The following is a 20,006-nucleotide window of genomic DNA, read 5'->3' as shown; positions in this document are numbered from 1 at the left end:
ACCCAGGAGCTCCCATGTCCGGCAAGACCGTCAACAGCGCCATCTTATTGCTGGTCATCGGCAATGCCCTGGCGTTGATTTCGGATGTATTCATCAAGCTGCTTGAAGGTGATTCGGCGGTGTTTCAGTACGCGTTCATGCGCTGCTTGATCACCCTGGCCCTGTTGCTGCCGTTCTGGCGTCAGATCGATACCGGGCACTTCTTCGAGGGCGGAGTCTTGCACGCCATTCGCGGCCATGTGCATCTGGTCGGCATTGTTTGCATGGTAGTGGCGCTAGTCAGCCTGCCGCTGGCCACGGCCAACGCGGTGTTCTACGTCGCACCGATTCTGGTGATGATTCTCTCGGCGGTATTTTTTGGCGAGCGCCTGACCCGCTGGAGTCTGCTGGCGGTGTTCGGCGGGTTTGCCGGCATTCTGGTAATCCTGCGCCCGGTCGACATCAGTTGGGCGGCACTGGCGGCGCTGGGCTCAGCCGCCGCTCTGGCGATCAATGCAGTATTGGTACGCAAGCTGCCAGCCCGGCAGTCCACCGTACACAAGCTGTTTCTCAACTACCTGATGATCACCCCAGTGTGTCTGCTGCTGATGCTCTGGGAAGGCGCGCCCTGGAGCAACGCTGTGCTGCTCAGCGCAGTAGGCTCATCGGTGTTCATCCTCGGCTACAACGTCTGCGTACTGCTGGCCTATCGGCAGGTGGATGCCAACCAGATCACCAGCGCCGAATACACCGGACTGATCTGGGCGGTGCTGATCGGCTGGTGGTGGTTTGCCGAAGTGCCGGATCTGTGGTTCTTCACCGGCAGTCTGATGATCGTCGTACCACTGTTGCTAATCGGCTGGCAGCAACGCCGCCAGCCCAAAACCAGCAGTCACGAGGTTGCCGACACCTACTATCACGGCGCCAAGGCAGAGTAGTCCGCACGCGGCAGGCACTGCACCTCAGCGCCGGTAAGATACGGCATCAGAAACGGCGCCATGCCCCGCAACACCTGAACCGGCAAGGCCGAGGTAAAGCGAAAACCCTCGGCAGCCTGACCCGGCACAAAGGCAGTCAGCGTGCCGAAATGCTCATCCCCCAGGAAAAACACGAAAGTGGCAGTGCGGTTCATTACCTGACTGCCGATTGAGCGACCATCAGCAGCCATGCTGTGAATCCGGTTGTCTCCGGTGCCGGTCTTGCCACCAGTCAGCACCACCTGCCCTTCCTGTACAAAAGCTCCCTGCAGGCGCCGCGCCGTACCACCTTCAACCACATCGGCCAGTACATTGCGCAATACCCTCGCCACTGTGCGAGGTATGACCTGCTGACCGGGCTCGACCACCCGTTCAAAACGGGTTTCATAGGGCGTGTCGCCAGCAAAGTGCAGGGTATTGATCCGCCAGGTCCGGTAGCGCAACCCTTCGTTATTGATGATCCCCATCAGCTCGGCCAGAGCTGCCGGGCGGTCACCGGCGCTGCCCAGCGCACTGCCCAGCGACGGCACCATGTGCTCGAACGGATAACCCAAACGCTGCCAGCGCCGATGAATATCCAGAAACGCCTCGACTTCAAGCATAGTTCTGATCCGCACATCCCGGGCGCCCCGGTGCCGGGTGCGAAACAGCCAGCCATACACCTCCTGGCGCTCGGCGCGGCTAGCCTCAACCGCATCAAGGAACTGGGCCTCAGGGTTCTCGCGCAAATACCCCAGCAGCCACAACTCCAGCGGGTGGACCCGGGCAATGTAGCCCTGATCCGGCAGGTTGTAGCGGCCCGGGCCGTAATCGCGGTGCAAGGTGTTGATCCGTGACTCGCTCAGTTGTTCGCCCGTACGCCGCGCCAGAAACTCCGCCAGTTCCTCTGGTGTGGACTCGGGATACAGGTATCGGTACACCGCAGCCAGACGGGTGACGGTCGGGCGCAAGCCATCAAGGAAGGTTTCCATGCGCTCGGCCTCGTTTTTACCGCTGTACTTGCGCCAGAAACGTAACAGGAAAGTACGCCCCTCCCGGTCAGCAAACTGCTCCAGATACTGAGCCCGACGCGGGTCGCGATCATCACGCAACAACTGAATACTGCTACCCGGGGTCTGGTGAATGGTGTAACGCACAATATCGCGCAGCAAGCGAACGAACGGCAGGTTGATCGACTCGCGGATAGCCTCACGCACGGTCGGATTGCGACCATTGTCTTCATTGCGGAAGTTGCTGAAACGCTGCACCCCGCCCCCGGTAAAGAACTGCTCATGCGGACTGGCCGAATAGCGCCGCTCCAGCGCGGCTTCGAGCATCTGTTCCAGGGTCGCCTCAGGGTTGGCCCGCAACCAGGTCGCAGCCCAGACACTGATACGGTCATCCGGCTCGGAGAGCGCTTCCTGAATAGCCTCGGTTGCCCCCTCGGACAACTGGTCGTACAGCTCGGCAATGATTTCCAGATAAGTGACCAGCACCCGCAGCTTGGCAGTAGACCCCAGCTCCAGCTTGCTGCCTTCGTTCAGATCAAAGGGCAGGCCGGTATTGTCGGTCTGCACCCGGACCTGATTGCCTTCAGGCGTGCGCTGCATCAGGGTAAAGCTGTAACGCACCTCGCCAACCTTCTCCGGCGACAGCAGACGCTCACCAAACAGGCCGATGCGCCCGGCCACCTCGGGATCTGCCAGGCTTTCCAGATACTCGCTGGCAGCCCGTTGCAGCTCCAGATGCAGGCTGCTGTCGACCTGTAAATCCATACGATCGATGCCGTACAGAGTCTGGCCAAGCAACCCAGCGATTCGGCTGCGGGTCACGGTCACGGCCTTGTCGGCGGCAACCCGCGGACGTACCGGTTGCCGGCTCCAGTCACGAAAGCGCACATGCGTCTCCAGCGCCGCCTGACGCAACTGCGGATCTACAATCCCTTCCCGGGCGAGCAGGCGAATATGACTGTCTACCAGTTCATGCATATCTTCGCGGCCCTGCAACAGGTAGTAAGACGGTCGCCGCTGGGCTATCAACATGGACAGAGCCTGACGCAGGGCCAGCGCCTGGGCCTGCAAGCCATGATCACCGCGCAGGTTCTGGTTAAAACGATGAAAATCCTCGACATACCAGACCCACAGAGCATCGCCCAGACCAATCACCTCGCCATGCCCCGGCGCGGCTGCCAGCGGCACGGTATTGAGGTAATCCAGCACCAGGCGCTGACGCGCCGCCTCGGTATTAGGCCCATCCAGATAGGCCCGAAAACTGGCCGAACCCATTTGCAACAGCTTGTCCTTCGGACCATGAGTCCGCCCCTCAGGCGAGTGTCGGTACTTTTCAATTTGCGTTGCCAAGGTGCTGGCCCCAGGGGATGAACCACCGTTCTCATCCCAGCGGTTGCTGACCAGTGATAGTGATGCCTTTAGAAAGCGCGGCCAGTCCACCGCCGGGTTGGCCAACGGCGCGTCAGGGTTAAGCAAATGGCGGTTTTCGATAAACAGCAAACTGCTGACCAAAAGCGGCGGAATATGATCGAAGGAGGCATACTGGCGCAGCGGATAGCGGAACTGATAGATCGAGTCAGCCTTGCAGTCGCGCACTTGCAGGCCGGAACGGGTTTTCTCACGATAAGGGGGGTACAAACCCTTGTCAGCATACGCCAACAGCTCATCACTGAAGCGCACCTGATGGGTCACGGCAAAGCCCTGATCCTGCAACCGCCCGATAAAGTCCGGCAACAGGCTGTACCCCAGACGCTGATTGAACGGGCCAAACTCGGGGTAACGCAGGCGCTCGCTGACACCCTCTTCCAGGTTGTAGGTCAGGGTCGAAGCATGACGGCTAAACCACTGCGACTGATAAAAGGAACTGCGCATTTCATCCCTGATCAACCACCCCAATGCCAGCACTGCTACAGTCAAAAGAATCCACAGTCTCAGCCGCATATGTCCCCCTTAACCGCTACAGCCTCAGTGTAGACAAGGGTCCAGATAAAGGCCTGCTCAGGCCAGGGCCAGACGCCTGATCACGCCGTCGTTATAGTCCACCTTACCCTGATCGACACTGACCGCCCCCTCGCGCTGCAAGGCCTCATACACCCGCCCTACCAGCAAAGGGTCACTTTTGAACTTGTTGTGAATACTGTTGCGCAATGTGTCCTCACGCGCAGGACGATTCTTGCTGTAGGTCAGCAGGTGGTTGCAGTACAACTGAATGGCCTCGTCATCGTCACCGTTAAGGCCGTTCTCGATCTTCTGCGACCCCACTCGCTCGGCCGAACGGCCATGGCTACGCAGCAGACTGACCGTGTGATCCAGATCAGTATCATTGGAGACAATCACGAAGTGGGTATTGTCCGGCAACTCATGCAGCAAAAGCCCGGCGAAGAAGCAAATGCCGAAATCTGCAGCGTTCTTGCCTGTCTGCTCCATTTTGTGAATGGTCAGGCGTTCATGCTGGATCGCCTTGGCCAGCGGCATCAGCCAATCCAGCGGCACCTTGGGCCCGCGTTGGGCATAGCAAATGATCACCCGGTCAAACTGTTCCAGGTTTTGCGGCAAATGATTGAGGTGGTGCGGGCAGTTCTCCAGGTCCAGCAACAGCACACTGGGTACTGCCGGATTATCCGGCTCTTGCATCATGACAAGCCATCCCGATCCCGTTTCCTTGAGCATAGCTCAAGGAGGGCTGACCGAAGTCGCTGAAAACCATCGAGTTATGCTTCCCGGAGAACCACATTTAACTAGCCGAACAGAATCAAAACGAGGCACTATCCATACCTGTACCAGTAATCCGCACAAACACGAACACAACCCCAGTTTGTGACCAAAATCACATTTTACACCTCACAACCAAAGCAGCACTCGGCTAACATTGCACTTTGCCAGCAAGCAAAAGGCAGCATAAACTCTGGATCTTGGCCGCCATTTATCGGCCAAGTGCTACCACTCGTGAAATAACAGCAGAAAAAAACACCGGTTCGCACAGCAGCGTCTTGAGCTCTGTTTATACTGGGTACGGCATCCGAGGAGTATCCGCCCCATGCGTAGTACCAAGGGCTTCACCCTGATTGAAGTGATGATCGTGGTGGTCATTGTTGCCATCCTGGCGACTATCGCCTATCCCAGCTACCAGCAATACGTCATCCGCTCCAACCGCGCTGCCGCCCAGGCGGTGATGATGGACCTGGCCAATCGTCAGCAGCAGTTCCTGATGGCCAATCGTGCCTATGCCAGCAAAACCCAATTGGAAAACAGCGGTTTTAGTCTGCCCAGCGAACTAACTGGCCGCTATACCTGGGACGTTACCGTCGGCACCGACGCCGTACCCAGCTTCACAGTCACCTTCAGTCCCACCGGCCCCCAGAGCAGCGACGTAACACTGAGCCTCAACCATCAGGGCGTCAAAACGCCTGCGGACAAATGGTGACGCCCATGCCAAGACATGCATTACCTGGCAAGCAACGGGGCCTGACCATGATCGAACTGATGGTCACCGTAGTTATTCTGCTGGTCGGCCTGATGGGGCTGGCGGGGTTGCAATCACGTCTGCAGCAATCTGAGATGGAGTCCTATCAACGCGCCCAGGCGCTGATCCTGCTCAATGACATGGCCAGTCGGATCATGGCCAACCGCCTCAATGCCGGCGACTACCCAACCACCAGCCCGCTGGGCAGCGGCGGCAATTGCCCAGCCGCCGGCAGCACGCGCCAGAGCGTCGACTACAACGAATGGTGTCTGGCACTGCAAGGTGCCGCAGAAACCATCGGCGGCAGTTCGGTCGGCACCTTGATCGGCGGCCGCGGCTGCGTGGAAGATTTGGGCGCCAACACCTATATGGTCACTGTCGCCTGGCAGGGCCTGATCCCGCTTGAGCCACCGCCAGCCAGCGTGTCCTGCGGCATCAACGCCTTCAACGACGCCGGCTCCTGTGCCCAGGATCGTTGCCGACGCGCCGTCACCACCATCGTCCGGATCGCCGAACTATGAGCAGCCCAATCATGACGCCCGGCAACCGGCAACGGGGTTTCAGCCTGATCGAACTGATGGTCGCCATCACCATCAGTCTGCTGATTCTGGCCGCAGTACTACGCCTGTTTCTCGACATCAGCCGCACCAACGATGAACTGGCCAAAACCAATGCCCAGATCGAAAATGGCCGCTTTGCCATTCAGTTGCTGCAACGCGACCTGATGCACGCCGGCTTCTGGGATGGCTATATCCATCCATTCGACGACCCGATCAGCAGCTCATCTGCACCACCGCCAGATACCGTCCCTGACCCCTGCCAGGCCTTCAGCACCTGGGATCAGGCCTACCGCGACAGCCTGATCGGCATACCAGCCCAGGTTTATTCCGGGGTTCCAGCCGGTTGCGCCAGCGTGGTCACCAGCAAACGCGCCAATACCGATGTACTGGTTACCCGCCATGCCGAAACCTGCGTCGCCGGCACCCCTGGCTGTAGCGCCGATGTCACCAACGCGCTGTATGTGCAGGTTTCACGCTGCATTGACGACCTGACCCGCTACGTTGTTGGCCAGACCGGCACTGCCAGCTTCAACCTGCGCCAACGTGACTGCGCAGCCAACCCGATTGCCAACAAGCGCAAATTCATTTCGCATATCTACTACGTCCAGGATGGCGACATTCCCACCCTGGTCCGCTCCAGTCTTGATCTAAACAGCAGCACCGTACAGTTCAACGCCCCGCAAGCACTGATCGAAGGCGTGGAAGCCTTGCGTATCGAACTGGGTATCGACAACTTCAACGCCACCGAAGGCGCGGCGGTGGATTACGCAGCCGGCATCCGCGGCGATGGCGCTCCTAATACCTACATCCATTGCGGTGCAGGCTGTGCAGCCGACGATCTGGTCAACGCCGTCAGCGCCCAGATCTACGTATTAGTGCGCAGTACCCGCCCTACCCCCGGCTATAGCGACGCAAAAACCTATCAGCTCGGGGGCCAGACGCTCGGCCCTTTCAACGACAACTTCAAGCGTCACGTCTTCAGCACCAACGTCCGCTTCAACAACGTATCGGGACGCCGCGAAGTACCTGCCGGCATGCCTCCGGGCACACCGCCCAGCGACGATGACGACGGGGATGACGACGATGACACTCCTTAAAAAGGGAGCCGAACAATGAACACAGGTTCCATGCCAGCCAAGCAGCGCGGCGCCACCCTAGTAGTCGGACTTATCATGTTGCTGTTGCTGACCCTGATGGTCGGCAGCGCCTTTACCCTGAGCACCACCAACCTCAAAGCGGTTGGCAATATGCAAGTACGCGAAGAAGCGATTGCCGCGGCCAACGCAGCGATTGAGCAAATCATCAGTGGTGCCTTTGCCACCAATCCGGTAGCTCAGCAGATTCTGATCGACATCAACAATAACGGCACGACCGATTACACAGTTGAAGTCGCCCAGCCTCAGTGCGTCGGTTTTACCCTCGCCGCTGCAGCGGCTGCCAGCAGCGTGACCCTCGGCACCATGTCAGACAGCACCTGGGACACACTCTGGGAAATAACAGCTACGGTCAATGACGTGAGCAGCGGAGCCAGCGCCACCGTTCGCCAGGGCATCCGTGTGCGCCTGGGCAACGCCCAGAAAACCAATCTCTGCTCCTAACCAAGGCGATTCAGGAGAACACCATGAACCTTCGCACTTTCAAAGCCCTGATCGCCGCCGCGCTCCTGAGTCTGACCTTGCCCATTCAGGCCGAGGATATTGACCTGTTTGTTGGCGTGCCGCCTGCGGCCGATGGTGACCTGCCCAACGTGCTGTTCGTGGTAGACAACACTGCCAACTGGGGCAGCGGCAACAACCCTCAGCCATTCACCAATCTTAAAGCCGCCCTTGCCAGCACCTTTGCCGGACTGCCGGAGAACCGTTTCCGCGTGGGCATCATGTTCTATAACGAGACTGGCAACCCCAACAACAACGTAACCGGCGGTTATGTTCGGGCTGCGATCCGCGCCATGAACAGCACGACCAAGCCGCTGTACACCAACCTGATCAACGACCTGCACCCTATTAATGATCGAGGCAATGGGGCAATCGGCAGCCTGGTCATGGCTGAAGCCTGGTATTACTACAAAGGCAAGAATGCCTATGCCGGCACCAACAAGGTCAAAACTGACTACAGTGGCAATACCAGTGGTCCAGCCTCCAATAACGCCGTCTGGGCCTTGTCTGGCAATGCCCTGAACAGCTTCACCGGCACCACCTACAACAGCCCGGTAATGGATGAGTCCTGCGCCAGAAACTTCATCATCTACCTGAGCAACGGCCCGTCGACCGACAACAACTCGGTGCGTACCGAATCGCGCAACCGGTTGGCAGCCGAAGGCGGCAACACTACTACCATCCCGCTGTCGCCAAGCGGCCTGCAGGACAACCCGATCGATGAATGGTCACGCTTCATGAAGCAAAGTGACCTGGGTATCACCACTTACACCATTGAAATCAATCCCGGCACCACAGGCCAGGGCCCGAACTGGACCGCGGTATTGCAGAGCATGGCCAATATCAGTGGCGGCAAATACTTCCCGGTCAGCTCCAGCAGTGGCAACAACCCAGCAGCCCAGGATATCGCTGACGCTATCAATACCGCCCTGTCGGAAATCCAGGCAGTCAACAGCGTATATGCGTCTGTCAGCCTACCGGTCAGCGTCAATACCCAGGGAACCTACCTCAATCAGGTATTCGTCGGCATGTTCCGCCCGGCCCAGAGCGCACTGCCGCGCTGGGACGGCAACCTGAAGCAATACAAACTGGGGTTCTATCCGTCAGGCACTACCAACCTGCAGACCCTTGACGCCACGGACCAGCCCGCAATCAACAGCGCCACCGGGTTTATCGCCGAATGTGCCCGCAGTTTCTGGACTCCTGCTGGAGCCGACAGCTACTGGGCCAACATTGATGAACAGCAGTGCCTGGCCACCAACGCCCCCGGCTCATCCAACAGTCCGGACGGCAACATGGTCGAAAAGGGCGGCCAAGGCTTTGTACTGCGCGGCACTACGCCAGCCAGCCGCACCGTGTACTTTGATAACGGCGGTCAATTGAGTTCTCTGACTTCCAGCTCGCTGAACAACCAGCTAGTCGGAGCAGCGAACGATACCGAACGTGGCCTGCTGCTTAACTGGATACGCGGCCACAACAACAGAACCACTGACGCCCAGGACAACTTTATCGCCAGCACCGCCATGCGCCCGTCCGTACATGGCGACGTAGTGCACTCTCGCCCAGTCGCCATCAACTTCGGCACCGACAGCTCGCCGGATGTACGGGTGTTCTACGGCGCCAACGACGGCATGCTGCGCGCCATTAATGGCAACCGTAACGGCGGCAATGAACTCTGGTCATTCCTGCCCAGAGAGTTCTACAGCAAGATCAAGCGCCTGCGCGACAATGACCCGCCTGTGTTCTTCCCCGGCCTGGATCTGGATGGCGCCACCCGTAAGGACTACGGCTTTGACGGCCCCATCGTCGCCTACCAGGCCAAAACCAACAGTACCGACCCGAGCATCAGCACTGCCTGGCTGTATGCAACCATGCGTCGTGGCGGCCAAGCCCTCTATGCCCTCGACGTATCCAACCCGGCAAGCCCCAGCCTGATGTGGCGCCAGGGCTGTTTCGGCGGCAGTTGCACCACCGGCTTTGAAGCGCTGGGGCAAACCTGGGCTGCTCCTGCCATCGTCAAGGCCGCTGGTTACCAGTCAGGCGGCAAACCGCTGCTGCTCATGGGTGGTGGTTACGATACTTGCGAAGACACCCACCCCAATACCTGCACCAGCAGCTCCAAGGGTAACCGGCTGTATGTCATCGACGGCGAGCTTGGCACCGTGGTACGCCAGTTCGTTACCGAGCGCGGTATCGTCGCGGATGTCACCCCGGTCAAAGACGAAATGGGTCGACTGATGTACGGTTATACCGCCGACATGGGCGGCAACGTCTATCGTCTGTCTGGCCCCAACGGCTCCCCCATCGCCAGCTACGCCCCGGCCGACTGGGCCCTGACTCGCATCGCCTCACTGGGCTGCGACACCGCACAGGCAAGCTGCAACAATCGCAAGTTCCTCTATGCACCGGACGTAGTCTTTGAGGGCAACACCTACTTCCTGCTGCTCGGCTCAGGCGACCGGGAAAAACCCCTGGGCCAGTCTGGCGACGTGCAGAATCACTTCTTCATGCTCAAGGACCGCCCCGAAGTCGATACCTGGCTGAGCGCCGAGTCGGCAACCTGTGGCGTCAACATGATATGCCTCAACTCACTGCTGGAGATCGATACCGATGCCACACCCAGTGACAGCGACCTTAGCACCAAAAAAGGCTGGTATCTGGAGCTGAACCCCAAGGAACAGGTCGTCACCTCCGCCATTACCGTCTTTGGCACCGTCACCTTCAGCACCCACGAGCCTACTCCTCCACAAGCCGGCCAGTGCAGCAACAACCTCGGCATCGCCAGGGTCTACAATATCAACTACCTTAATGCTGCCCCGGCCAACGGCTCCAACCAGCGCAGCGAAATGATCCCCGGTGGCGGCCTGCCGCCCTCACCGGTCGCCGGTATGGTCCAGCTTGATGACGGCACCACCGTACCCTTCATCATCGGCTCCGACCCGTCCTCACCGCTGGCTGGCCGCCAACCGGAAGCTCCCGAACTGGCTGGAGCGCCCAAAGGCCGTGTTTACTGGAATCTGGAAGAATGAACAGTCAGCATCCGACAACCACCGGCAAACGCCTGAGCGCCAACAAGCGCTCAGGCTTCACCCTGATCGAGCTGATGATCACCATCGCCGTGGCGGCCATCCTGCTGACCATTGCCGTGCCCTCGTTTCTTGAAGCCACACTCAGCAGCAAACTACGCGCCACCGCCAACAACCTGGCTTCCAGCGCCTTCCTGGCCCGCTCCGAAGCGATCAAGCGCAACACTCCCGCCACGCTGTGCGCCTCAAGCAATGGCACCAGTTGCACCGGAAGCTGGGATCAGGGCTGGATCGTAACCCTGGCCGACGGCACCATCATTCACCAACAGGGTAAAGTGCCCAACGGCTTCAGAGTAATCGGCGCCGTCACCACCCTGAGCTTTCAGCCCAGCGGCGTAGGCGCCACCACCGCAGACTTCACCGTCTGCCGGGAAAGCCCCAGCGTTGGCAGTCAGGAACGGGCCGTGAATATCAGCGCAACCGGACGGCCGAGCGTAGAGAAAACGACTAACGGGGCCTGCGGCTAACCCCCCCTTGGGAGGCGGGAAAATCCCGGGGCGCGTTCGGACCGGGCCGCGGTCGGCTCCCGCGCCAATTACCCTACAACGCCAACCCCGAGCAGATACGCAGAGCACTTCGGCGGGGCGTTCCCACGCAGAGCGTGTGAACGATCTAAACCTTAAGAAGAAAAGCTGCCGAATCCGGAAATACGCCCCAGGATCTTTTCGTACTTCTCAAATCGGGCATACCCCAGCAGCACGCTAGGCAAGAGCAGACCAGAGCCCAGACAAAAGCCAATCAAAGCGCCTGCTACTGAACCTATTAGCACCATGCCAATACCAAAAACCAGGAAAATAGTACCAATTAACGCATATCCCTTACGCGAACGAGACTGATCCGGGTAGCGGTTAAATACATTAAGTGGTTTATTCATGGAGGACTGCCTTGTAGTTCTACAGTTATAAACTGCGACAAATAAGCAGCAGATAGAGACTTATAAACACCAAACCCCGGCGAACCGGGGTTTGGTTTAGTACTACTATTAGGTCAAACTAGCAACAAAAGCCGCCCAACCCATAGCATTAGGGGCGGCAAGCCGAGGGCAGGAACTTCGGATCCAGATCGTCACACTCCCAACGTGCAATTTGATTACCTGCGCCACTTTCGATGGGAGTAAGAGTCATGTTATTTCCAGAGTGCACGCCCGAATCAAAATCGACCTGCAAGACGCCGTCAGCCAGAAGACTCACGCTACCAGCATTGAAGTATTTACCTTCCAAGTCAGCAATAGCATCATCCAAAGTGGTGGAGTCACCGGGCCCAGGGAGAGCACCTTCCTCTGACAAATAAACTGCAATATCAGCACGAAGACCAGCAGTAGCGCTCAAAGCCTCAGAAGCCTGAGCACGGCCAGTGTAGTCCTGATAAGCCGGCAGCGCGATGGCAGCCAGAATACCGATGATCGCAACAACGATCATCAGTTCGATCAAAGTAAAGCCTTTTTGAGCCTTCATTATCATCAACTCCTTAACGTTATAAGAACAGCCTGTTGGCTACACGAATAAAAAGCACAGTCCGTGCCAGGCGCATTATTCCACTCGCAACCTGCTGTTGTTAGCCGGTATTTTGTGACTTACATCAAGGTTCCAGGCTTTATCCCGCCTTATATATCGCACTGCCATCACCAATAACCGGGCGCGCAACGCCAAAAAGTGACAAATTTTGTCAGCTAGTGACGTAACACTCATCTGGGAGGCGGGGCATCTGCTCCCGCAGCAAACTCGCTGCATCCGCGTCCTGGAGCAGATGCTCCAAGCTCCCAGGAAAGCGTTGAGTGCTGATAACTCGGCGTGGATTAAGAACAAGCCCCAATAGGCTGGCAAGCCGTACTGGTTCGCTTTTTTGCCCTATTGCGGTGTGCAGCGCCCTTGCACTGTACTATAGTCCGCACATAACCCTACAAACTGTACCGAGACACGTCGTACCTTATGGAAACCCCTGTGCTCTCCGGGCTGGCCCGGCGTATTGTTCAAGTCGAGCTGCTTGACCCCCAGGTCGCCAGCAAAGCCAGTAAACAGGCCCACCAGGACAAGATCCCGCTGATCACCTATCTGGTGCAGAACAAGCTGGCCAACCCCCGTGACCTGGCTATGGTCTGCGCCGAGGAATTCGGCTACCCCTATTTCGACCTTGTCTCGCTGGACAAGGAAAGCCAGCCACCCCAGGATCTGGTCAGCGAAAAGCTGGTGCGCCAGCACAATGTACTGCCGCTGTTCAAACGCGGCTCAAGACTTTACCTGGCGCTGAGCGACCCAACCAATCAGCAGGCGCTGAGCGACATCCAGTTTCATACCGGGCTGATGACCGATGCCGTCATTGTTGAAGACGACAAGCTGCACAGCGCCATCGACAAATATCTGGACAGCCCAACCGGTGGGCTCGGCGACATGTCCGATGCCGATCTGGACAATCTGGACGTACAGGCCGGTAAGGATGAAGACAAGGGTGAAGCAACAGATGGTGCTGACGATGCGCCGATCGTGCGCTTCGTCAACAAGATGCTGCTGGATGCCATTCGCATGGGCTCATCGGATTTGCACTTTGAGCCCTATGAAAAGCTCTACCGGGTGCGCTTTCGTACCGATGGCGTACTGCACGAGATGGCCAAGCCACCGGTACAGCTGGGGGTGCGTATTGCTGCCCGCCTGAAGGTCATGTCAGCCATGGACATGGCCGAACGGCGCAAACCCCAGGATGGCCGGATCAAGATGAAGATTTCCAAGACCAAGGCCATCGATTTCCGGGTCAATACCCTGCCCACGCTGTGGGGCGAGAAGGTGGTGCTGCGTATTCTCGACTCGGACAGCGCCAAGATGGGTATCGACTCGCTGGGCTATGAGGAAGACCAGAAACAGATGTACCTGGACGCCCTGGCCAAACCACAGGGCATGATCCTGGTTACCGGCCCAACCGGCTCGGGCAAGACCGTCTCCCTTTATACCGGCCTGAATATTCTCAATACCATGGAACGGAATATCTCCACTGCCGAAGATCCGGTGGAAATCAACCTTGAAGGTATCAACCAGGTCAACGTCAATCCCAAGCAGGGCCTGGACTTTGCCCAGGCCCTGCGCGCCTTTTTGCGTCAGGACCCGGATATCATCATGGTTGGTGAGATCCGCGACCTGGAAACGGCGGAAATCGCCATCAAGGCAGCCCAGACCGGGCACATGGTAATGTCTACCCTGCACACCAACAGTGCGGCAGAAACCCTGACCCGTTTGCGCAACATGGGTGTGCCCTCATTCAACATTGCTACCTCTGTCAATCTGATCATCGCCCAGCGTCTGGCGCGGCGGCTGTGCAAAAGTTGCAAGCAGCCGATGGAGGTGCCACGTGACACATTGCTGGCCGAAGGCTTTACTGAACAACAGATAGATGCCGGGCTGACCATTTATGGACCGGTGGGTTGTGAAAATTGCAAGGACGGATACAAGGGCCGTGTCGGGATTTATGAAGTAGTTAAAATAACGCAGGCCATGCAACGTATTATCATGGAAGAAGGTAATTCCATTCAGATTTCGGATGTCGCCCAAAGCGAAGGCTTCCGCGACCTGCGCCAGTCAGCCCTGCTGAAAGTACAGCAGGGTGTGACCAGCCTGGCGGAAGTCAACCGAGTGACCAAGGACTAAGTCATGGCGCAACAAGCAGCAGTCAAAAAGCCTGTCACAGCCAAAAAGGCCAAAGAAGAAAAGGTCTACGCCTACAAGTGGGAAGGCAAGGACCGCAAGGGCACCAAGGTGACCGGCGAGATGCAGGGCGCCAACGCCGCGCTGATCAAGGCGCAACTGCGCAAGCAGGGAGTACTGGTCACCAAGGTGAACAAGAAGTCGACCCTGTTCGGCAAACGCGCCAAGCCGATCAAGCCACTGGATATCGCCTTCTTTACCCGTCAGTTGGCCACCATGATGGAGGCCGGGGTGCCAATTATCCAGTCCTTCGAGATTATTGCCGAGGGCGCGGAAAACCCCAATCTGGCCAAGCTGGTCAACGATATTAAGGTTGATGTAGCCGCCGGTAACACCCTGGCCGACTCGCTACGCAAGCACCCCAAGTATTTCGACGACCTGTTTTGCAACCTGGTGCAGTCTGGCGAACAGTCAGGCCGACTGGAGTCGCTGCTTGACCGCATCGCCACCTACAAGGAAAAGACCGAAGCGCTCAAGGCCAAGATCAAGAAGGCCATGACCTACCCGATTGCAGTTATCGTCGTGGCGGTTATCGTTACCGCCATTCTGCTGCTCAAGGTGGTGCCACAGTTCAAGGAGGTATTCTCCAACTTTGGCGCCGAATTGCCAGCCTTTACTCTATTTGTCATCGGCCTATCGGAATGGCTGCAATCCTGGTGGTTCATCATTTTGATTGGCTTCATCGCTCTTGGCTTTGCCTATAAGCAGATCCACCTCCGCTCTAAGCCGTTCCGTGACGGCCAGGATCGGGCCCTGCTCAAGGCGCCCGTAGTTGGTGAGATCATCTACCAGGCAGCAGTAGCACGTTACGCTCGCACCCTGTCGACCACCTTCGCCGCTGGTGTACCGCTGGTCGATGCGCTGGACTCGGTCGCCGGTGCGGCGGGCAACGTGGTGTTCTATAACGCCGTAATGAAGATCAAGGACGACGTATCCGCCGGCACCCAGCTCAACTTCGCCATGCGAACCACCAATGTATTCCCCTCATTGGCAGTACAGATGGCCGGCATTGGTGAAGAGTCCGGCTCGCTGGATGAAATGCTGGAAAAGGTCGCCGACTACTACGAGGCCGAGGTAGACAACAAGGTCGATAACCTCACCACTCTGCTCGAACCGCTGATCATGTCTGTTCTGGGTATTCTGGTGGGCGGCCTGATCATCGCCATGTACCTGCCGATCTTCCAGTTGGGCGCCGTCGTCTAATATGCCGCTTCTCGATTATCTGGCCAGCCATGTGCTGGCCTTTGTTTTGCTTTGCGGATTACTCGGGCTGATTGTTGGCAGCTTCCTCAACGTGGTGATTCATCGCCTGCCCATCATGCTTGAGCGCGATTGGCGTCGGCAATGCCAGGAAATGCTCGAACCCGAGGTTGAACAGCCACCGCTGCCAACCTACAACCTGATTCTGCCGCATTCACACTGCCCGCACTGCCAGAGCGAAATCAAACCCTGGCAGAACCTGCCGGTAATCAGCTACCTGATTCTGCGCGGCCGCTGTGGCCACTGTAAGGAGCGCATCAGCCCACGCTACCCGCTGGTGGAGCTGCTGACCGGTGGATTATCAATGCTGATAGCCTGGCAGCTCGGCTTCGGCTGGGCCGCCGCCGCCATGCTGCTGCTGACCTGGGCACTGATCAGCCTCAGCCTTATCGATGCCGACACCCAGTTGCTGCCCGATGTAATAGTGCTGCCAATGCTGTGGCTGGGCCTGATCGTCAACAGCTTTGGCCTGTTCACCGATCTGGGCACTGCCCTGTGGGGTGCGGTACTTGGCTACCTGAGCCTGTGGTCGGTGTACTGGCTGTTCAAGTTGGTGACCGGCAAGGAAGGCATGGGTTATGGCGACTTCAAGCTGCTGGCCATGCTCGGCGCCTGGGGCGGCTGGCAAGTGCTGCCCCTGACCATTCTGTTGTCTTCACTGGTGGGCGCCATTCTCGGCATCATCATCCTCAAGACCCGCGGCCAATCCAACACCACCCCCCTCCCCTTCGGCCCCTACCTGGCCATTGCCGGCTGGATTGCGTTGATCTGGGGTGACACAATAACCAGTGGATATCTCAAGTTCGCTGGATTTTAATTGCATGATTATTGGCCTGACCGGCGGCATTGGCAGCGGCAAGAGTGCCGCCGCCGATCGCTTTGCCCAAGCTCACGGCATCCATGTGGTGGATGCCGATCTCAAATCCCGCGTAGTGGTCGAGCCCGGGCGGCCGGCGCTGGGGCAGATTGTCGACCGCTTTGGCGACGCGATTCTGCTCGATAGCGGCGAGCTGGATCGCGCGGCGCTGCGGGAGAAGGTGTTTGCCGAACCGGCCGAGCGGCGCTGGCTGGAGGCTTTGCTGCACCCGCTGATCCGCGAAGAGATCACCTCTGATCTTAGCCGGGCAGAATCACCCTACGCTCTACTGGTTTCCCCTTTGCTGGTGGAGTCTGGCCAGCACCAGATGACTCAGCGCATTCTGGTCGTCGATGTGCCGGAGGCTCTGCAAATCGCCCGGACTGCCCAGCGTGATCAGGTGCCTGAGACTCAGGTTCGCGCCATCATGCAGGCTCAGGCGCAGCGTGAGGAACGCCTGCGTCACGCCCACGATGTGATCAGCAACGACCGCGATCTGGCGGCGCTGCATGCTCAGGTCGATGCCCTGCACCAGCGCTATCTGGCACTGACCCAAGGAGCCCATGCATGACCCTGACCGTCGAGTGTCCAACCTGCAAGGCGCCCGTTGCCTGGGACGACAACTTCCCTGACCGACCCTTCTGCTCTGCTCGCTGCCGCCTGATCGATCTCGGCGCCTGGGCAGCGGAAGAACATGTCATCCCCGGCAAGGACGACGATGAGCATGATGTGTTCTCCGAAGACTTGCCGGAGCGCTAGCGAGCTTCCTGGCAGTACATCACAGCTCTTATTCCACGTCATTGCGAGGTGCGAAGCACCGTGGCAATCCACCATCCCTGGACTGCCACGGGCCTGCGGCCCTCGCAATGACAGTGTTGTTATTCTTCAGAGGCTCCCTCAGTGAAACGCATACATGTCATGGCTGCCGTAATCCGTAATGCGGCGGGGCAGATCCTTATCGCCAAACGCCCGGACGATGCTCATCAGGGTGGTTTATGGGAGTTTCCTGGCGGCAAGCTGGAGACCGACGAAGATCGCGCTACCGGGTTGCGCCGGGAGCTGCTGGAAGAGCTTGGTATCAGCGTGACTCAGGCCCGCCCGCTGATCGATATTCGTCACGACTACCCTGACAAGTCGGTACGACTGGATGTGTGGCTGGTGACCGGGTTCAACGGTGAAGCCCATGGCGCCGAGGGTCAGCCGGTGTGCTGGGTTGCGCCTTCAGAGCTGGGCAACTACAGCTTTCCAGCCGCCAATGCTCCTATCGTGCAGGCTGCCCAGCTGCCCGAACGTTATCTGATTACCCCTGACATGGCTGACGAAGGCGCGCTGTTCGCCGGGTTGGAGCAGACTCTTGAAAACGGGATCAGGCTGGTGCAGCTGCGCCAGACCCAGCTTGCTGAGCGAGAGTATCGTGCCCTAACCGAGCGGGTGCTGGCCCGGTTTGGGGAGCGGTTCGACTGGCTGTTAAAGGGGAACGAGCCCCCAGAGTATCCCGGCGTTGGCTGGCATCTGACAGCCAGGCAGTTGCATGAGTTAGGTAGTCACGGGCTGCCGCCGCGCAGCAGCACAGGCTGGCTGGCGGCGTCCTGCCACAATGCCGAGGAATTAAGCCTGGCGCAGCAGTTGGGCGTGGACTTTGTCACGCTGTCGCCGGTACTGCCAACACCCAGCCATCCTGACGCTGCTGGACTGGGCTGGGAGGCTGCTCAGGCGCTGATTGGTAGTATCAACAAGCCCGTCTATCTGTTGGGCGGGATGAGCCCAGAGCGGCTATCGGAGGCCTTTGATGCCGGCGCACAGGGGATCGCCGGGATTCGGGGGTTGTTTTAACCCGGGAGGCGGGAGCATCCGCTCCCGCAGCGGACCACTCTGCAACACCTGCCTGGAGCAGATGCTCCAGGCTCCCAGGAAATCCCCCCAGGAAACCAGCATCCGCATCACCCCACCTGCACTACCCGCAATTCCTTGGGCATGCTGAATACGATGTTTTCTTCCTGCCCGGCCAGCTCTTCGGCACCGCGGGCTCCCCACTCATGCAAACGGGCGATGACTTCACGCACCAGCACATCAGGCGCGGAAGCCCCGGCAGTGACACCAACGTTGTTGACGCCCTCAAGCCAGTCACGCTGAATTTCATCGGCACCATCGATCAGATAGGCCGGCGTGCCCATACGCTCGGACAGTTCGCGCAGGCGGTTGGAGTTGGAGCTATTGGGGCTGCCAACCACCAGAACCAGCTCGCATTCCGCCGCCAGTTGCTTGACCGCATCCTGACGATTCTGGGTGGCGTAGCAAATATCGTCTTTGCGCGGCCCATCAATGGCCGGGAAGCGTGCGCGCAGGGCATCGATCACCCGGGCGGTATCATCCATCGACAGGGTGGTCTGGGTCACAAAGGCCAAACGCTGCGGGTCACGCACCTGCAGGTTGGCAACATCTTCTTCATCCTCGACCAGATAGATCGCGCCGCCGTTGCTGGCGTCGTACTGACCCATGGTGCCCTCGACTTCAGGATGCCCGGCATGGCCGATGAGAATGCACTCACGACCATCGCGGCTGTAGCGGGCAACCTCCATATGCACCTTGGTCACCAGCGGGCAGGTGGCATCAAACACCTTGAGGCCGCGCTCAGCCGCCTGCTTACGCACAGCCTGGGACACGCCGTGGGCGCTGAAGATGACGATCACATCATCCGGCACCTGATCCACTTCCTCGACGAATACCGCACCACGGCTGCGCAGATCCTCAACCACGAATTTGTTGTGCACCACTTCATGGCGCACATAGATCGGTGGGCCGAAGACTTCCAGAGCGCGGTTGACGATCTCGATGGCGCGGTCGACACCGGCACAAAAACCACGGGGATTGGCCAGTTTGATCTGCATGGGGGCCTCAGGGCTGAAACGGGTGAAGGGTCTGGGGATTATATCAGGGTTGGGGCGTGGGTTTTCTAGCGCCTGAAGGTGTTGCGTGCCAACGCGACACAGAGCCATCCTGCCCCGCCGTGCTATCTGACAGTTCCAGCATCAGTCAGCAGCTTACGCCCTCAAGCGACGTCGAGAATCTCTACTTCGAAGGTTACTACCTTGCCGGCCAGCGGGTGATTGAAGTCGATTTCAACCACGGTGTCGCTGACGCTCTTGACCACTCCGGGCATTTCACCGCCGGCGGCGTCCTGGAAGATGATCATCAGGCCCGGCTCAGGCTCCATGTCCTTGAAACCATCCCGCGGCATGCTCTGCACATTCTGCGGGTTACCCTGACCAAAGCCGCGCTCGGGCTCGATCTCGAAGCTGCGCTGATCGCCGGCCTTGAGTCCGAACAGGCTCTGCTCGAAGCCCGGCAGCAGGCTGCCGTCACCGACCTTGAAGGTTGCGGGTTTCTTGCCAACGGTAGTGTCAACCACCTCTCCGCCGGGCAGTTTCAGGGTGAAATGCAGAGTAACCTGGCTGTCGTGAGTGATGCGGATGTCGGTCATGTACGAAACTC

The 20,006-nt window shown here is 58.7% G+C and carries 19 protein-coding genes; 13 read left to right on the top strand and 6 right to left on the bottom strand.

Annotated elements, in window-relative coordinates; all coding sequences use genetic code 11:
* Positions 1-14: 14 nt before the first annotated feature.
* Positions 15-917, top strand: a complete 903-nt coding sequence (locus tag BVH74_RS08570) for a DMT family transporter (RefSeq protein ID WP_080049651.1) — start codon at positions 15-17, stop codon at positions 915-917.
* Here BVH74_RS08570 and BVH74_RS08565 read toward each other — a convergent pair.
* Positions 896-3,886 carry a transglycosylase domain-containing protein gene (locus tag BVH74_RS08565; protein ID WP_080049650.1) on the bottom strand — a complete coding sequence of 997 codons (2,991 nt, stop codon included), beginning with the start codon at positions 3,884-3,886 and terminating at the stop codon, positions 896-898. The genes BVH74_RS08570 and BVH74_RS08565 overlap by 22 nt on opposite strands.
* A gap of 57 nt (positions 3,887-3,943) precedes the next feature.
* On the bottom strand, positions 3,944-4,582 hold the full coding sequence (locus BVH74_RS08560) for a PIN domain-containing protein (RefSeq protein WP_205890060.1): 639 nt from the start codon (positions 4,580-4,582) through the stop codon (positions 3,944-3,946).
* A 400-nt stretch (positions 4,583-4,982) separates the two neighbouring features.
* On the opposite strand from BVH74_RS08560, the gene BVH74_RS08555 reads away from it, so the two are divergent.
* Genes BVH74_RS08555 through BVH74_RS08530 form a run of 6 tightly spaced genes read left to right on the top strand, consistent with a single transcriptional unit; the run spans position 4,983 to position 11,176 of the window.
* A complete protein-coding gene (locus BVH74_RS08555) occupies positions 4,983-5,369 on the top strand; it encodes a type IV pilin protein (RefSeq protein WP_080049649.1) in 387 nt (128 codons plus the stop codon).
* Between the two features lie 5 nt (positions 5,370-5,374).
* Positions 5,375-5,929, top strand: a complete 555-nt coding sequence (locus BVH74_RS08550; RefSeq protein WP_080049648.1) for a prepilin-type N-terminal cleavage/methylation domain-containing protein — start codon at positions 5,375-5,377, stop codon at positions 5,927-5,929.
* Positions 5,926-7,065 (top strand): PilW family protein, encoded by a 1,140-nt coding sequence (locus BVH74_RS08545; protein WP_155121703.1) that lies wholly within the window; start codon positions 5,926-5,928, stop codon positions 7,063-7,065. The genes BVH74_RS08550 and BVH74_RS08545 overlap by 4 nt, the downstream gene beginning before the upstream one ends.
* A gap of 15 nt (positions 7,066-7,080) precedes the next feature.
* Positions 7,081-7,566: a PilX N-terminal domain-containing pilus assembly protein gene (locus tag BVH74_RS08540; protein ID WP_080049647.1), complete on the top strand. Its 486-nt coding sequence runs from the start codon at positions 7,081-7,083 to the stop codon at positions 7,564-7,566.
* Between the two features lie 23 nt (positions 7,567-7,589).
* A complete protein-coding gene (locus tag BVH74_RS08535; RefSeq protein ID WP_080049646.1) occupies positions 7,590-10,652 on the top strand; it encodes a pilus assembly protein in 3,063 nt (1,020 codons plus the stop codon).
* Complete coding sequence (locus tag BVH74_RS08530) at positions 10,649-11,176, top strand: GspH/FimT family pseudopilin (protein WP_080049645.1); 528 nt, start codon at positions 10,649-10,651, stop codon at positions 11,174-11,176. The genes BVH74_RS08535 and BVH74_RS08530 overlap by 4 nt, the downstream gene beginning before the upstream one ends.
* Before the next feature lie 152 nt (positions 11,177-11,328).
* Here BVH74_RS08530 and BVH74_RS18770 read toward each other — a convergent pair whose 3' ends face one another.
* Together BVH74_RS18770 and BVH74_RS08525 are read right to left on the bottom strand one after the other, a co-directional pair.
* Positions 11,329-11,583, bottom strand: coding sequence for a hypothetical protein (locus tag BVH74_RS18770; protein WP_155121702.1), 255 nt, complete (start codon positions 11,581-11,583; stop codon positions 11,329-11,331).
* Between the two features lie 148 nt (positions 11,584-11,731).
* A complete protein-coding gene (locus tag BVH74_RS08525) occupies positions 11,732-12,163 on the bottom strand; it encodes a pilin (protein WP_080049644.1) in 432 nt (143 codons plus the stop codon).
* Positions 12,164-12,637: 474 nt separating this feature from the next.
* Here BVH74_RS08525 and pilB point away from each other — a divergent pair, with 474 nt between their 5' ends.
* The 6 genes from pilB to BVH74_RS08495 all read left to right on the top strand — a co-directional run bounded on the left by pilB (position 12,638) and on the right by BVH74_RS08495 (position 18,347).
* Entirely contained in the window at positions 12,638-14,341 is a 1,704-nt protein-coding gene (gene pilB / locus BVH74_RS08520; protein ID WP_080049643.1) for a type IV-A pilus assembly ATPase PilB, read from the top strand.
* A 3-nt stretch (positions 14,342-14,344) separates the two neighbouring features.
* On the top strand, positions 14,345-15,601 hold the full coding sequence (locus BVH74_RS08515) for a type II secretion system F family protein (protein WP_080049642.1): 1,257 nt from the start codon (positions 14,345-14,347) through the stop codon (positions 15,599-15,601).
* Between the two features lies 1 nt (position 15,602).
* Positions 15,603-16,475, top strand: coding sequence for a prepilin peptidase (locus BVH74_RS08510; RefSeq protein ID WP_080049641.1), 873 nt, complete (start codon positions 15,603-15,605; stop codon positions 16,473-16,475).
* 4 nt (positions 16,476-16,479) lie between these two features.
* Positions 16,480-17,085 carry a dephospho-CoA kinase gene (coaE, locus tag BVH74_RS08505; RefSeq protein WP_080049640.1) on the top strand — a complete coding sequence of 202 codons (606 nt, stop codon included), beginning with the start codon at positions 16,480-16,482 and terminating at the stop codon, positions 17,083-17,085.
* The gene (gene yacG, locus BVH74_RS08500) at positions 17,082-17,273 is read left to right on the top strand and encodes a DNA gyrase inhibitor YacG (protein ID WP_080049639.1); all 192 of its coding nucleotides are present in this window, start codon (positions 17,082-17,084) and stop codon (positions 17,271-17,273) included. Before coaE ends, yacG begins: the two co-directional genes overlap by 4 nt.
* A 141-nt stretch (positions 17,274-17,414) precedes the next feature.
* Positions 17,415-18,347, top strand: coding sequence for a Nudix family hydrolase (locus tag BVH74_RS08495; protein ID WP_080049638.1), 933 nt, complete (start codon positions 17,415-17,417; stop codon positions 18,345-18,347).
* Between the two features lie 107 nt (positions 18,348-18,454).
* Here BVH74_RS08495 and ispH read toward each other — a convergent pair whose 3' ends face one another.
* Together ispH and fkpB are read right to left on the bottom strand one after the other, a co-directional pair.
* The gene (ispH, locus tag BVH74_RS08490; protein ID WP_080049637.1) at positions 18,455-19,402 is read right to left on the bottom strand and encodes a 4-hydroxy-3-methylbut-2-enyl diphosphate reductase; all 948 of its coding nucleotides are present in this window, start codon (positions 19,400-19,402) and stop codon (positions 18,455-18,457) included.
* 161 nt (positions 19,403-19,563) lie between these two features.
* On the bottom strand, positions 19,564-19,995 hold the full coding sequence (gene fkpB, locus BVH74_RS08485; protein ID WP_080049636.1) for an FKBP-type peptidyl-prolyl cis-trans isomerase: 432 nt from the start codon (positions 19,993-19,995) through the stop codon (positions 19,564-19,566).
* Positions 19,996-20,006: the final 11 nt, after the last annotated feature.

The sequence above is a fragment of the Halopseudomonas phragmitis genome, from assembly GCF_002056295.1.
Lineage (GTDB): Bacteria > Pseudomonadota > Gammaproteobacteria > Pseudomonadales > Pseudomonadaceae > Halopseudomonas > Halopseudomonas phragmitis.
This window is presented reverse-complemented; position numbering and strand designations above follow the sequence as displayed.

Excerpts from the sequence above, each read along its gene's own strand:
- BVH74_RS08545 (WP_155121703.1), top strand. The coding sequence starts at position 5,926 with ATGAGCAGCCCAATCATGACGCCCGGCAACCGGCAACGGGGTTTCAGC.
- BVH74_RS08515 (WP_080049642.1), top strand. The coding sequence starts at position 14,345 with ATGGCGCAACAAGCAGCAGTCAAAAAGCCTGTCACAGCCAAAAAGGCC.
- fkpB (WP_080049636.1), bottom strand. The coding sequence starts at position 19,995 with ATGACCGACATCCGCATCACTCACGACAGCCAGGTTACTCTGCATTTC.
- BVH74_RS08510 (WP_080049641.1), top strand. The coding sequence starts at position 15,603 with ATGCCGCTTCTCGATTATCTGGCCAGCCATGTGCTGGCCTTTGTTTTG.
- BVH74_RS08560 (WP_205890060.1), bottom strand. The coding sequence starts at position 4,582 with ATGATGCAAGAGCCGGATAATCCGGCAGTACCCAGTGTGCTGTTGCTG.
- BVH74_RS08540 (WP_080049647.1), top strand. The coding sequence starts at position 7,081 with ATGAACACAGGTTCCATGCCAGCCAAGCAGCGCGGCGCCACCCTAGTA.
- BVH74_RS08535 (WP_080049646.1), top strand. The coding sequence starts at position 7,590 with ATGAACCTTCGCACTTTCAAAGCCCTGATCGCCGCCGCGCTCCTGAGT.
- BVH74_RS08530 (WP_080049645.1), top strand. The coding sequence starts at position 10,649 with ATGAACAGTCAGCATCCGACAACCACCGGCAAACGCCTGAGCGCCAAC.
- BVH74_RS18770 (WP_155121702.1), bottom strand. The coding sequence starts at position 11,583 with ATGAATAAACCACTTAATGTATTTAACCGCTACCCGGATCAGTCTCGT.
- BVH74_RS08565 (WP_080049650.1), bottom strand. The coding sequence starts at position 3,886 with ATGCGGCTGAGACTGTGGATTCTTTTGACTGTAGCAGTGCTGGCATTG.
- BVH74_RS08555 (WP_080049649.1), top strand. The coding sequence starts at position 4,983 with ATGCGTAGTACCAAGGGCTTCACCCTGATTGAAGTGATGATCGTGGTG.
- yacG (WP_080049639.1), top strand. The coding sequence starts at position 17,082 with ATGACCCTGACCGTCGAGTGTCCAACCTGCAAGGCGCCCGTTGCCTGG.
- BVH74_RS08525 (WP_080049644.1), bottom strand. The coding sequence starts at position 12,163 with ATGAAGGCTCAAAAAGGCTTTACTTTGATCGAACTGATGATCGTTGTT.
- BVH74_RS08570 (WP_080049651.1), top strand. The coding sequence starts at position 15 with ATGTCCGGCAAGACCGTCAACAGCGCCATCTTATTGCTGGTCATCGGC.
- BVH74_RS08550 (WP_080049648.1), top strand. The coding sequence starts at position 5,375 with ATGCCAAGACATGCATTACCTGGCAAGCAACGGGGCCTGACCATGATC.
- coaE (WP_080049640.1), top strand. The coding sequence starts at position 16,480 with ATGATTATTGGCCTGACCGGCGGCATTGGCAGCGGCAAGAGTGCCGCC.
- pilB (WP_080049643.1), top strand. The coding sequence starts at position 12,638 with ATGGAAACCCCTGTGCTCTCCGGGCTGGCCCGGCGTATTGTTCAAGTC.
- ispH (WP_080049637.1), bottom strand. The coding sequence starts at position 19,402 with ATGCAGATCAAACTGGCCAATCCCCGTGGTTTTTGTGCCGGTGTCGAC.